This window comes from Mesorhizobium prunaredense (assembly GCF_900156895.1).
Taxonomy (GTDB): Bacteria; Pseudomonadota; Alphaproteobacteria; order Rhizobiales; family Rhizobiaceae; genus Mesorhizobium; species Mesorhizobium prunaredense.
Map to the genome: position 1 here is coordinate 394,140 of NZ_FTPD01000023.1, position 12,047 is coordinate 406,186.

13 protein-coding genes are annotated in these 12,047 nt (G+C 62.1%); 6 read left to right on the top strand and 7 right to left on the bottom strand.

What is annotated here, in order from left to right; all coding sequences use genetic code 11:
* Positions 1-77: 77 nt before the first annotated feature.
* The 5 genes from BQ8794_RS19545 to BQ8794_RS19565 all read right to left on the bottom strand — a co-directional run bounded on the left by BQ8794_RS19545 (position 78) and on the right by BQ8794_RS19565 (position 4,412).
* Positions 78-809, bottom strand: coding sequence for an amino acid ABC transporter ATP-binding protein (locus tag BQ8794_RS19545; RefSeq protein WP_077380278.1), 732 nt, complete (start codon positions 807-809; stop codon positions 78-80).
* Complete coding sequence (locus BQ8794_RS19550) at positions 790-1,449, bottom strand: amino acid ABC transporter permease (protein ID WP_077380279.1); 660 nt, start codon at positions 1,447-1,449, stop codon at positions 790-792. The genes BQ8794_RS19545 and BQ8794_RS19550 overlap by 20 nt, the downstream gene beginning before the upstream one ends.
* Positions 1,446-2,150 carry an amino acid ABC transporter permease gene (locus BQ8794_RS19555; RefSeq protein ID WP_077380280.1) on the bottom strand — a complete coding sequence of 235 codons (705 nt, stop codon included), beginning with the start codon at positions 2,148-2,150 and terminating at the stop codon, positions 1,446-1,448. Before BQ8794_RS19555 ends, BQ8794_RS19550 begins: the two co-directional genes overlap by 4 nt.
* Positions 2,151-2,220: 70 nt before the next feature.
* Positions 2,221-3,027: a transporter substrate-binding domain-containing protein gene (locus tag BQ8794_RS19560; RefSeq protein WP_077380281.1), complete on the bottom strand. Its 807-nt coding sequence runs from the start codon at positions 3,025-3,027 to the stop codon at positions 2,221-2,223.
* Between the two features lie 458 nt (positions 3,028-3,485).
* Positions 3,486-4,412 (bottom strand): SMP-30/gluconolactonase/LRE family protein, encoded by a 927-nt coding sequence (locus BQ8794_RS19565; RefSeq protein ID WP_077380282.1) that lies wholly within the window; start codon positions 4,410-4,412, stop codon positions 3,486-3,488.
* A 232-nt stretch (positions 4,413-4,644) separates the two neighbouring features.
* On the opposite strand from BQ8794_RS19565, the gene BQ8794_RS19570 reads away from it, so the two are divergent.
* Together BQ8794_RS19570 and BQ8794_RS19575 are read left to right on the top strand one after the other, a co-directional pair.
* Positions 4,645-5,685: a LacI family DNA-binding transcriptional regulator gene (locus tag BQ8794_RS19570; RefSeq protein ID WP_244555032.1), complete on the top strand. Its 1,041-nt coding sequence runs from the start codon at positions 4,645-4,647 to the stop codon at positions 5,683-5,685.
* A gap of 116 nt (positions 5,686-5,801) precedes the next feature.
* Complete coding sequence (locus tag BQ8794_RS19575) at positions 5,802-6,137, top strand: GlcG/HbpS family heme-binding protein (RefSeq protein WP_342188235.1); 336 nt, start codon at positions 5,802-5,804, stop codon at positions 6,135-6,137.
* A gap of 27 nt (positions 6,138-6,164) precedes the next feature.
* On the opposite strand, the gene BQ8794_RS19580 is transcribed toward BQ8794_RS19575, so the two are convergent.
* Positions 6,165-7,196, bottom strand: coding sequence for an L-idonate 5-dehydrogenase (locus BQ8794_RS19580; protein WP_077380283.1), 1,032 nt, complete (start codon positions 7,194-7,196; stop codon positions 6,165-6,167).
* 11 nt (positions 7,197-7,207) lie between these two features.
* On the bottom strand, positions 7,208-8,128 hold the full coding sequence (locus BQ8794_RS19585) for a 2-hydroxyacid dehydrogenase (RefSeq protein ID WP_077380441.1): 921 nt from the start codon (positions 8,126-8,128) through the stop codon (positions 7,208-7,210).
* 133 nt (positions 8,129-8,261) lie between these two features.
* On the opposite strand from BQ8794_RS19585, the gene BQ8794_RS19590 reads away from it, so the two are divergent.
* The 4 genes from BQ8794_RS19590 to BQ8794_RS19605 are packed head-to-tail and all read left to right on the top strand — an operon-like array spanning position 8,262 to position 12,034.
* The gene (locus BQ8794_RS19590) at positions 8,262-9,026 is read left to right on the top strand and encodes an SDR family oxidoreductase (protein ID WP_077380284.1); all 765 of its coding nucleotides are present in this window, start codon (positions 8,262-8,264) and stop codon (positions 9,024-9,026) included.
* A gap of 19 nt (positions 9,027-9,045) precedes the next feature.
* Entirely contained in the window at positions 9,046-9,561 is a 516-nt protein-coding gene (locus tag BQ8794_RS19595) for a gluconokinase (protein WP_077380285.1), read from the top strand.
* A gap of 3 nt (positions 9,562-9,564) precedes the next feature.
* On the top strand, positions 9,565-10,455 hold the full coding sequence (locus BQ8794_RS19600) for an NAD(P)-dependent oxidoreductase (RefSeq protein WP_077380286.1): 891 nt from the start codon (positions 9,565-9,567) through the stop codon (positions 10,453-10,455).
* 37 nt (positions 10,456-10,492) lie between these two features.
* Entirely contained in the window at positions 10,493-12,034 is a 1,542-nt protein-coding gene (locus BQ8794_RS19605; protein WP_077380287.1) for a sugar ABC transporter ATP-binding protein, read from the top strand.
* Positions 12,035-12,047 lie beyond the last annotated feature (13 nt).

Below are 12,047 nucleotides of genomic sequence, written 5' to 3' on the forward strand. Positions count from 1 at the left end.
GCTAAGCGCCGCCGGGTCTGGGAAGTCTATTGCCGCCTTGGATGACACATTGCGTCACGCGGCGTGGACTTGCCGGGCTACTTCACGTCCGATTTAATGAACTGCTGCAGTTCCGGGGTCTTCGGCCTGCCGAAGAGTTCAACCGAAGGCCCCTCTTCCCAGATCTTTCCGTGATGCATGAAAATCGTCGTGGTCGCCACCCGGCGGGCAAAACCCATCTCGTGGGTGACGAGCAGCATGGTCATTCCGTTACGGGCGAGCGTTTCCAGCACGTTCAGCACCTCCTCGGTCAGTTCCGGATCGAGCGCCGACGTCACCTCATCGAACAGCATCACCTTGGGACGCATGGCGAGCGAGCGGGCGATCGCCACGCGCTGCTGCTGGCCGCCGGAAAGCTGGTCGGGATAGGCGTCGAACTTCTCCGAGAGGCCAACCATGCCGAGGACTTCCTCCGCAGTGGTTTTGGCTTCAGCTTTCGACACCAATTTGACGATCCGCGGCGCCAGCATGATGTTTTCGCCCACCGTCAGGTGCGGAAAGAGATTGTAGCTTTGGAAGACGATGCCGACATCGGTGCGCAGCTTGCGCAACTCTTTCGGGTCGCGGCCAACGGCGTGGCCGGCAACTTCGATGCGGCCGGAATTGATCTTTTCCAGTCCGTTGATGCAGCGCAGAAGCGTGCTTTTTCCGGAACCGGAGCGGCCGATCAACGCAAATACGTCGCCCCGATTGACGGACAGCGAGACGCCCTTGAGGACTTCGACAGCTCCGAAGCTCTTGTGGACATTATCAATAAGCACTTCCGGCATGGAGCCTCCTTTCCAGCAGACGCGACAGCTGGGACAATGGATAGCAGACGACAAAGTAGAGAGCCGCGACTGCGAGAAAAACGCGGAACGGCTGGAACGTCGCGTTGTTGATGAGTTGCCCGGCGCGGGCGAGTTCAACGAAGCCGATGATCGAGGTGATCGACGTGTTCTTGACCACCTGCACGGCAAAGCCGACGGTGGAAGGGAGCGCGATGCGTAGGGCCTGGGGCAGGATGACGTAGCGGTATTGCTGGGCTCGCGTCATCGCCAAAGATTCCGACGCCTCCCATTGCTGCTTGGCCACGGCCTGAATGGAGCCGCGCCAGATCTCCGCAAGGTAGCCCGACGCATAGATCGTCATCGAAATGCCGGCTGCGACCAGGGGCGGCATTTGAAAGCCGGCGAGGCTGAGGCCGTAATACGAAAGAAACAGGATCATCAGCACGGGAATGCCCTGGATGATCTGGATGTAGGTGGCGGCGGCAACCCGCACGGCCTTGCGTGTCGAGGTCCGCGCGAGTGCAATGATGAAGCCGATAAAACCGCCCCCGGAAAGCGCAATGACGGTCAAAAGGATCGTCCACTGCAGCGCCGAGAGAAGGAAACCGAATTCGCTGAAGCCGAAAGTCCGGAGCGTCATGCCTGCACCTCCGCAAGGGAGGTCGTCGTCGTGCGCGCCACACGACGTCCGAACAGGCTCCAGCCGACGAGCGCCAGTATCGCGCGCAACGCCAGGGCGAGAGCCAGATAGATCAGCGTCACGACGATATAGACTTCGAACGAACGAAAACTCTGCGATTCGACAAAGGCTGCGGAAGCGGCGAGTTCCTTGGTCGAAATCGCCGAGCAGATGCTTGAAGCAAGCATCATCAGGACGAATTGGCTGCACAGCGCCGGATAGACCTTGGCGATTGCCGGCATGATGATGACATGGCGATAGATTTGAAGGGACGTGAACCCGAGCGCTTCGCCTGCCTCGATCTGCGACTTGTGGACGGCTTCTATGCCGGCTCGGATAATTTCGGTCGAATAGGCGGCGAGGTTTATCGTCATGCCGATCAGCGCCGCCGTCGTTGCACTAACCCGGAGACCAACGCCGGGTAGCCCGAAATAGACGATGAAAAGCTGGACCAGGAATGGCGTGTTGCGGATGATCTCGACATACGCATCGACCATGAGCCGGACTGCCCGGCCGTGCATCGAACGCAGGGACGCGAGGATGATGCCGAGCAAACTTCCCATCACGATGGAAGCGGCGGACAACATGATCGTCAGCCAAATCCCGGCGACAATCTCGTCGGTATATTGCGCGATAGCGCCGAACTGGAATGTGTAAGACATTCTTGGTCCTCGATCGGAACGTCACCAACGAATTTGCCGGACGCAGATCGTCCGGCAACCTTTCGGGAGATCAGAACAAAGGCAGTTGCGGCATCGGGGTGCCCGTCCACTTCGTCGCGATGGCGTCAAGTTCGCCGGAATTCTTCATCAGATAGATCGCGGTGTTGAGCCACTGGTGCACCTCGAAATCCTGGAGCGTGGTCGCCATGGAGTTGCCTTGCCGGAAAAAGGTGAAGCCGACCTGCAGACCGGCGTCCGGCCGCTGCTGAATGATGGCGTTGGCAACCGTCGAGGGTAGCGCGGTCGCATCGACCTGGCCGGCAAAGAGCGCCTGAGCCGTTGTCGAATCATCCTCGAACACGACGATCTCGAGCCCCGGCACGGCGACCCGCCGCAAAGCGGCTTCCTGCGACGAGCCCCGATTGACGCCAACGCGCTTGCCTTCGAGCTCTGATAGCTGGGCGAATTTCTGATCTGGGCCAGAGACGATCACCATGTTGAAGGCACTGTAGGGCTGGGTGAACATGACCGTCTTGGCCCGTTCTCCGGTAGGCGCCAGTGTGGCCACCAGGAAATCGACCTTGCCGGTTTGCAGGGCTGGGATTCGCGACGGCGGCGTCAGCGGAACGAGTTCCGCCTTCACTCCAAGATAACCGGCAATGAGGTTGGCGACGTCGACGTCGTAGCCCGTCGGATTGCCGCTTTCATCGACCATGCCCATCGGAGGCGCGCCGGTCACGACGCCGATTCGGACGCTGCCGCGTGACGTGATCTCTTCCAGAGTGATGGCGCTGGCGGGCGCGGTGGCCATCGCTAGCATTGGGACGGCGAGGCTGATCGCGGCGAATATTGCGCGGATTTTGACAAGCGGTTTCATGGTGTTCTCCTCCGTGAAAGATCCCGAGGCGCCGACTGCGAGGCGCCTATCAATATGTCCGACTCCAAGTGCATCCACCGGCATTGACACTATCGGACAGATGGCTGTGTCTGGCTCCTAGAGCTTCGATGTTGGAAAATTGGATCTGCACACTGCCCTTGGCGACTGCACAGGGCGTTCTCCGCGGGCCTTAGCCCCGCATTTGCGAGCGTGCCGATCTCATTTCTCCTCCAACCGCCCTATATTGATGTTATCGATAACATAATGTCAAGTGCCCAGCGCGTGTTTCATGGATTGTTAGCCCAAATGCGGCAAAACACCGGAGATTCGCGGCTTGGTTGCGCGTCTGAGCACATTCGCTTCAGCGAGTCCCATATCTTGGCTCTACCTCGATGCTCGAGTTGTAACATTGTCGAGCAGTCGCAGGCGCCGAGATGGCTGATCGTTCTGCTGCTGTGTCAGCCCAGTTTGGAGCCGTTGGCCGTAAGGTAGACGCCATAAAGCGAAGTCGTCGCGCAGATGAAGAGGCGGTTGCGGCGAACTCCGCCGAAAGTCACGTTCGCGACGGTCTCGGGAATGCGGATCTTGCCGATTAGCGTTCCGTCCGGATCGAAGCAGTGAACCCCATCGCCGGCGCTGGTCCAGACGCGGCCTTTCGTGTCGATCCGGAAGCCGTCGAAAAATCCACTGGCGCATTCGGCAAAGACGTCGCCGCCGCTCACCCTTCCTTGGTCGCCGGCGCGGAACTTCCGGATGTGGCGGGGTCCTCCATCCAGGTGCGTACCGCCCGTGTCGGCGACGTAGAGTAGTTTTTCGTCGGGGGAAAATGCAAGGCCGTTGGGCTTGACGAAGTCGTCGGCGACGCGGGCGACCGCGCCCGTCGCCGCATTGACCCGATAGACATGGCAGCCGCCGATCTCTTGCTCGCCGTAATCGCCCTCATAGTCGTGCATGATGCCGTAGGGCGGATCCGTGAACCAGACCGCGCCGTCCGACGCAACCACGACGTCGTTCGGCGAGTTGAAGCGCCTGCCTTCGAACCGGTCGGCAACGATCGTGATCGCGCCGTCGAACTCCGTCCTTGTCACCCGTCGCGTCAGGTGCTCGCAGGTGACAAGCCGCCCCTGATTGTCGACCGTGTTTCCGTTGCCGTTATTGCAAGGCTGGCGAAACACCGAGACCGAGCCGTCGGTCTCATCCCAGCGCATCATCCGATTGTTCGGAATGTCGGACCAGATGAGGTAGCGACCCGGCCCGAACCATGCAGGGCCCTCCAGCCAGCGCCCGCCCGACCAAAGCCGCTCGATGCGCGCGTGCCCGACGAAGCAGGCGGCAAATCGCGGATCGAGCATTTCGAAACCTGTACCCTCAATCTCTCCAAACACTGGGTCAAGTTCTCCTGGTTATTGGAGCGGCAACGGGCACTTGATCGGCGTGCATCGATCTCGTGCGGCGGCATGCGAGGCGCGACGGCTGTTGCCAGCGCGGCATGATAGCGATAACATACATGTCGTAGCTTGATTTCCAAGGGGGCATGCATGAGGACAGGCGCGCGATGAATCCATGGCACGCTCGGTCGTTAGCGTGCGTCCCGCAACCGGCTTGCGGAGCGTCATGATGCCCAAGGAACTGAACGCCAAATCTCCCGAGAACCAGGTTCCGACGATGCTCGACGTGGCGCGCCGGGCCGGCGTCTCGGCCATGACCGTTTCGCGGGCGCTCAAGAAGGACGGCCGCGTCTCGGATGCAACGCGTGAACGGATCCTGGCGGCAGTCAATGAGCTTGGCTATGTGCTCGACCAGTCCGCCGGAAGCCTGTCATCACGCAAGACCGGATTTGTGGCCGCGATCATTCCCTCGATCAACAATTCGAATTTTGCCGACACGGCTCGCGGCATCACCGACGAACTGGAGAATACGGGTCTTCAGCTTCTGCTCGGATACACTGACTACACGGCGGAAAAGGAAGAAAAGCTGATCGAAGCGATGCTTCGCCGCCGTCCGGAGGGCATTATCCTGACCGGCGGCACACATACCGATCATGCGCGGCGCATGTTGGAAAGCGCAGGCATTCCGGTGGTCGAAACGTGGGAATTGCCGCCGAAGCCGATCGATCAGGTCGTCGGCTTCTCAAACGAGGAAGCGATGGCGCTGCTCGTCAGGACATTGGCGAGAAAAGGCTACCGGAAATTCGGCTATATCGGCGGTACGACGTCGCGGGATACGCGCGGCAGCCAGCGGCGGGCCGGATTCGTCAAGGCGATCGAGGAACTCGGCCTGCCGCCCGGCCGCCTGGTTTCATTCGGCGTGCCTCCAATTTCGATCGAGCAGGGCGGACAGGCGGTCGTCGGCATGCTGGAGCGCTGGCCGGATACCGAGGTCGCGCTGTGCGTCTCGGATTTGTCGGCGTTTGGTGCGGTGATGGAGTGCAAGCGCCGGGGCATCCGGATTCCGCAGGACATCGCGATCGCCGGCTTCGGCGATTTCGAAATTGCAGCTTACTGCCATCCGACACTCACGACGGTGAACGTGGACTGCTACGGCATCGGCAAACAGGCAGCACGCAAGCTGATCCAGTCGATCAAGGGCGAGGACAACGGCTTGTCCCAGGAAATTATCTTGACCAGCTACAGGGTGGTGGAGCGGGAAAGCGCCTAACGCTCAACCATTCCGGCGATAGAGGCCGCACCATGGCGATGTTCCGCGAAACCGTAAGTCTGAGCCATGACGGCGCGCTGAAGGCGCTGAGCCCAGGCATGGCGTGAGCAAGCGAAATGGGTGTCCCGCAATGCTTCGTCGTGGTCGACGCCAGCGGCGAGACGATCGCCAGCCTGCGCATGGACGGCGCCAGGTATTTGAGCATGCATACCGCGCAGGCAAAGGCGCGCACCGCGGCATCCATCAACGCCGCGACAGGCGCAATGTCATTCGAGGCAGGCGTCGCGGCGGCAATCGCATCGCGGGGCGGCGTGACCAGTCTTCCTGGCGGATTGCCCATCCGTTTCGAAAGCAGGCTTGCGGGCGCGATTGGCGTTGGATCGGGAAGCGGCGAGCAGGACATCGACGTCGCGCGCGCCGCCCTGGCAGCGATCGGCGCCGATATGCTGTGAGCGGGCTCGCTCCGGTAGCGCAGCCCTTCAGAAGGCGATCTGGACCTTCATCGACTTGTTGCGGTCGCCGGCGATCTCGAAGGCTGCGACGGCTTCCTCGAGCGGATAGACCCTTGTAAGCAGCGGTTTGACATCCACCCGGCGGCGGTTGATCAGGTCGACGGCGAGCGCGAACTCGTCGTGGAAGCGGAACGTGCCGCGCATCTCGATTTCCTTCGCGACGACAAGATTTTGCGGGATCGCCAGGTCGCCGCCGAGCCCGAGCTGCATCAGCACGCCGCGCGGCCTTAGAACCTCAAGACCGGCGCGAACGGCGCGCTCGTTGCCCGACGCCTCAAACATCACGTCGAAATATCCCTTTTCGGCGTTGTAGGCCGCCAGCTTGTCGGCGTCGGTCGCGACATTGATCGTGCGATCGGCGCCGATTTCCGCGGCTGTTTTCAAAACGCCGGCCATCACATCGGTTGCGACGATTTCCCGTGCCCCGTGCGCGCGGGCGGCGATGATGCAGAGCGCCCCGATCGGCCCGCAGCCCGTGACGAGAACCCGCTTGCCCAACAGCGAACCCGCCCGATTGACGGCGTGCAGTGTAACCGCGAACGGCTCGGCGAAGGCCGCCTCGTTGATCGCGACGTGGTCTGCTATCCGGTGGCACTGCGAGGCTTCGGCGACCAGCCGTTGGCGGAATGCTCCCTGGATATGCGGCATCGGCATGGCGCTGCCGTAAAAGCGCATGTTGAGGCATTGGTTCTGCTGACCCTTCAGGCAATAGCGGCAGGCATTGCACGGCCGGCTCGGCGAGACCGCAACCCGATCGCCTGTCTCGAGGCAGGAAACCCCCTCCCCGACCGCCCTGATCGTGCCAGCGACTTCGTGGCCGAGGATCATCGGTTCGCGCAGCCGGATCGCGCCGAAGCCGCCGTGGTTGTAGTAATGCAGGTCGGAGCCGCAGATGCCGCCGGCCTCAATGGCGATGTCGACCTGTCCGGGTTCGAGCGCGCCGGGGTCGGTTTCTTCGATCCGCAGATCCCTTGCGGCATGAATGACGAGCGACTTCATGGACGCGCCTCCTAAACGACCGGCGTCAGCAGGGCCTGCCCGCTGAAATGGGCGTCGAGATTGTCGCGCACGAGCTTGCCCATCGCCTTTCTTGTTTCGACCGTGCCGCTGGCGTGATGCGGCTGCAGCACGACATTGCCGAGCTTCAGGAAACGCTCGTCGATCGCCGGCTCGTTCCAGAAGACGTCAAGCCCCGCTCCCTTGATTGTTTTCGATTCCAGCGCTGCGAGCAGCGCCGTTTCGTCGACCGTGCTGCCACGCGAGATGTTGACGAGAATGCCGTCAGGACCGAGCGCTTCAAGGACGGAGGCGTTGATGATGTTTTTTGTGCTTTCGCCTCCGGCGAGCGTTACGATCAGGAATTCGCTGTCGCGCGCCAAGTCCACGAGGTCGCCGACATAGGCGTAAGGCAGGTCGCCGCGCCTGTTGATGTCGTAGTAGGAGATGGCACAATCGAAGGCGGCCGCGCGCTTTGCCACCGCGGCGCCGACCCGGCCCATGCCGACAATGCCGAGCTTTTTGCCGCAGACGCGGGTAACGAGTTGCATATTGCCCTTGGTCCAGCTTCCGTTCCGCACATAGGCATCCGCCTGAGGGATATTGCGCGCCACTGCCAGCAGCAGACCGATGCCGATGTCGGCGACGTCTTCGGTAAGCACATCCGGCGTGTTGGTGACCCGGATCCCGTTCGCCCTGGCGTGGCCGAGGTCTATCGCGTCGGTCCCCACTCCGTAGCAACAAACGATCTCCAGCTTAGGCAGCCTTGCCATGAGCGCGGCGCTCGCACCCAGTTCGCCGCGGGTTGCGATGGCGCGGATGGCGTCGGCCTTTCCGGTGAGCAGCGCGTCCTTGTCCGTCGCCTCCCAGAGCTTATGCGTCCTGTATTTTGCTTCCAGGTCTTCCATGTCCCAGGCGGGGTAGGGGCCTATCATCAGGATGTCGGTCACCAGCTGGTCTCCTCCGAATTTTCACCTTTCCTATTGACTATGTTATCGATAACATTCATGTCAATAGGGTAGAAAGGCGGAGCAAGAAAATCGTTTCGCCTGGAATCGGGAGGTTGGAGTGAGTTCGCTCTTCGATTTGACTGGGCTTCGAGCCCTGATTACCGGATCGAGCCAGGGCATCGGCCTGGCGCTGGCCGAGGGTCTGGCGCGTCATGGCGCGAAGATCGTACTCAACGGCCGCAACGCCGACAAAGTTATGGAGGCGGCTGGAACGCTTGCCGCGAAGGGCTTCAAAGCCGATGGCGCGGTGTTCGACGTCACTTCAGCAGAGGCTGCCGCAAAGGGCGTCGCCGATATCGAGGCAAATTCTGGGCCGATCGATATTCTCGTGAACAATGCTGGCATGCAGTTTCGCGCGCCGCTCGAGGATTTTCCGGCCGACAAGTGGGATGAACTCCTGCGCACCAACATTTCGAGCGTCTTTTATGTCGGTCAGGCGGTGGCCCGGCACATGATCCCACGCCAGAAAGGCAAGATCATCAACATCGCCTCAGTGCAGAGCGAATTGGCCCGGACCAACATCGCGCCGTATACCGCTACCAAGGGCGCCGTGCGCAATCTGACCCGCGGCATGTGCGCGGACTGGGCCAAACATGGCCTGCAGATCAACGCGATCGCGCCCGGCTATTTCAAGACGCCGCTCAATCAGGCGCTGGTCGAAAATCCGGAGTTCTCGGCCTGGTTGGCCAACCGCACTCCAGCGGGACGGTGGGGCAATGTCGACGAACTGGTTGGCGCGGCGGTCTTCCTCGCCGGCCCGGCTTCGTCCTTCGTCAACGGTCATACGCTTTATGTCGACGGCGGCATCACGACCTGCCTCTGAGCCGGCCCTCATCGTGGTGATGGGCGTCAGCGGCTGTGGCAAGACTAGCATTGGCGAGGGCATCGCCGCGCGCCTGGGCATCGGTTTTGTCGAGGGCGACGTGCTGCATCCCATCCAGAACGTCGAGAAGATGTCGGCCGGCGTTCCGCTTGACGACGCCGATCGCTGGCCTTGGCTGGACCTTGTCGGCAGGGCGTTGCGTACGGCACAAGGTGATGGCCTTGTCGTCACCTGCTCGGCACTCAAGAAAGCTTATCGGGATCGCCTTCGCCAGGCGGCCGGAGGCGATCTGGTTTTCGTGTTCCTGGAAGGATCGCACCAATTGCTGCGGCAACGGATCGGCGAGCGGCGCGGCCACTTCATGCCACCCTCGCTGCTGGACAGCCAATTCGCGACGCTGGAAGATCCCACGGCCGAGCAGGGCGTGGTCACGGTCAACATCGCCGCGACGGTAGACGCGATCATAGACGCCGCGTGTGCACGGCTGGCGGAGATGGGGATCGGGGTGCAGATTCAGCAAATGAAGGGAATTTGAGATATGTCGCAAGCCCCAGCAAAAATCGCCGTCATCGGCGCCGGCATCATGGGCTCGGCGATCGCGTCCCGGCTTCTCGAGGCCGGGCAGGCGGTGACGGTGTTCGATCTCGACAGCGCCAAGGTATCCGCTCTTGCCGGTAAAGGCGCAGGATCCGCCGCCTCCGTTGCCGCCGCGACGCAGGCAAGCGATTTCGTCATCCTCAGCCTCAACCACGCCAACATAGTGCGTGCCGCGGTCTTCGGCACCGAGGGCGTCGCTGAAGCAGCCGGACCCGGGAAGATCCTCATCGACATGTCGTCTATCGATCCGGTCGATACTGCACAAATGTCGAAAAAACTTGCCGACGAAACCGGCATGAAGTGGGTGGACTGTCCGCTTTCGGGCGGCGCACCCGGCGCGCTTGCGGGCCGCCTGACGGTTATGGCCGGCGGCGACAAGGCCGATTTCGAGCGCGCCCGAACCGTCATGCAGCATCTTTGCGCGAACTACACGCTGATGGGCCCGAGCGGCGCCGGCCAGACGACCAAGCTGATCAACCAACTCTTTTGCGCCGTGCTGTTCCAGGCGGTCGCGGAAGCCGTGAAACTGGCCGAAGCCGGAGGTGTCGATGCAGCAGCAATTCCCGCTGCGCTCGCCGGCGGTCGCGCCGATTCCAACATCATGCAGGAGTTCATGACAAAATTCGCCGCGCGCGATTTTTCGCCGACCGGCCGGATCGACAACATGCTGAAGGATCTCGATTCCCTCCAGGCGTTCGCGCTGAAGACGAAGACTCCGCTGCCGATGACCGGGCAGGTCGTCGAAATCCATCGCCTGCTTTGCGTGGCCGGTCTCGGAGCCCGCGATTCCGCCGAAATGATGCGCCTGCTCGACGGCATGCGCCAGGACTGACGCACGATTTCCGCGGGCGGCGCTTGACTATCCGGATATGTTATCGATAACATGGATCCTATTAGCTTTGGGAGGAGCGTGCGTGTTCGGGAACAAGCTGGTCGAGTTTCAGTCGATTACCAAGGAGTTCGGCGGTACGCGCGCGCTTTCCGACGTATCGCTCGATCTGCATGAGGGCGAAATTCTCGCCCTGCTCGGAGAGAACGGCGCCGGCAAATCGACGCTCATCAAGACGCTCGCCGGCATCCACCGGCCGGATGGCGGACGCATTCTGTTTCGCGGCGAGCCCAATCAGCATCGGCCTCCGCGTCTTAACCAGCGCCAGCAGGTCGCCTTCATCCACCAGGACCTCGGCCTGATCGAATGGATGTCCGTCGGCGAGAATGTCGGGCTGGCTCAGGGGTTTTCGCTCCGCTCGGGCCTTATCGACTGGCGCGCGACGGAACAGCGGGCCCAGGCCGCGCTCAGCCTCGTCGGCTGCGATTTCGATCCGACGACCCGGGTCCAGGATCTCACCCGGACGGAAAAGTCGCTCGTCGCGATCGCCCGAGCGCTGGCAACCGAAGCCGATGTGCTCGTGCTCGACGAGCCGACGGCGAGCCTTCCCGCCGACGAGGTCGACCGATTGTTCGACGCGCTTCGTCCCCTGAAACAGCGCGGCGTCGGCATGATCTATGTTTCGCATCGACTCGACGAGATTTTCCGCATCGCAGACAGGGTAGCCGTACTGCGGGACGGGAAGCTGGTCGGCCAGAAGAAGGTAGCGGAGACAAGGCCGGACGAACTGGTGGAAATGATCGTCGGGCGACCGGCGAACCAGATCTTTGCCAAGGCGGCCACCAAGGCGGGCGCGACGATCTGCGCGGTGCGCGACCTGGTTTGCGCGGGCGCCGGGCCGGTTTCCTTCGACGTCCGCCGGGGTGAAATGCTCGGCCTTGTCGGGCTGCGCGGCGCCGGGCAGGAACTCATCGGGCGGGCGCTCTTCGGCTGCACAACTTTTGCGGGCGAGATTTCCATCGGCGGCAAAACGCCTGATCTCTCCAGTCCCATTGCGGCGATGCAAGCCGGAGTCGGTCTCATCGCCCGCGATCGCACCGAGGAGTCGATCGCGGCTGCACTCTCAATCCGCGAAAACATTTTTATAAATCCGGGCGCGGCCAGGCGCAGCCTGTTTTCCTTTCTCGCGGGCCACAAGGAGGCGGCACTTGCTCGGGCGATCGGCGACACGGTCGGCCTTAGGCCCAACGATCCGGACCTGCCGATCGAGGCGCTGTCCGGCGGCAACCAGCAGAAGGTCGTCGTCGGCCGTTGGCTTCATACCGGCCGCAAGCTGCTCATCGCCGAAGACCCAACCGCCGGCGTCGATGTCGGCGCGAAGGCCGAGATTTACCGGCTGATCGGGCGGGCCCTCGAAGCTGGATTGGGCGTCGTCGTTGTTTCGACCGACTTCGAGGAGATCGCCCATATCTGCCACAGGGCGCTGGTCTTTTCCCGCGGGCAGATCGTTCGCGAGCTCGCCGGCGATGAACTCACGACATCCGCCGTGATCACCGCCGCATCGGCATCCGAAGCCGCCTGACCGACCTGGAGCA

What these genes read in the sequence shown, in the direction of transcription:
- BQ8794_RS19600 (WP_077380286.1), top strand. Translation starts at nt 9,565, where the DNA reads ATGTCGCAAGCCCCAGCAAAAATCGCCGTCATCGGCGCCGGCATCATG.
- BQ8794_RS19605 (WP_077380287.1), top strand. Translation starts at nt 10,493, where the DNA reads ATGTTATCGATAACATGGATCCTATTAGCTTTGGGAGGAGCGTGCGTG.
- BQ8794_RS19585 (WP_077380441.1), bottom strand. Translation starts at nt 8,128, where the DNA reads ATGATAGGCCCCTACCCCGCCTGGGACATGGAAGACCTGGAAGCAAAA.
- BQ8794_RS19575 (WP_342188235.1), top strand. Translation starts at nt 5,802, where the DNA reads ATGGGTGTCCCGCAATGCTTCGTCGTGGTCGACGCCAGCGGCGAGACG.
- BQ8794_RS19580 (WP_077380283.1), bottom strand. Translation starts at nt 7,196, where the DNA reads ATGAAGTCGCTCGTCATTCATGCCGCAAGGGATCTGCGGATCGAAGAA.
- BQ8794_RS19555 (WP_077380280.1), bottom strand. Translation starts at nt 2,150, where the DNA reads ATGTCTTACACATTCCAGTTCGGCGCTATCGCGCAATATACCGACGAG.
- BQ8794_RS19545 (WP_077380278.1), bottom strand. Translation starts at nt 809, where the DNA reads ATGCCGGAAGTGCTTATTGATAATGTCCACAAGAGCTTCGGAGCTGTC.
- BQ8794_RS19560 (WP_077380281.1), bottom strand. Translation starts at nt 3,027, where the DNA reads ATGAAACCGCTTGTCAAAATCCGCGCAATATTCGCCGCGATCAGCCTC.
- BQ8794_RS19550 (WP_077380279.1), bottom strand. Translation starts at nt 1,449, where the DNA reads ATGACGCTCCGGACTTTCGGCTTCAGCGAATTCGGTTTCCTTCTCTCG.
- BQ8794_RS19595 (WP_077380285.1), top strand. Translation starts at nt 9,046, where the DNA reads ATGGGCGTCAGCGGCTGTGGCAAGACTAGCATTGGCGAGGGCATCGCC.
- BQ8794_RS19570 (WP_244555032.1), top strand. Translation starts at nt 4,645, where the DNA reads ATGCCCAAGGAACTGAACGCCAAATCTCCCGAGAACCAGGTTCCGACG.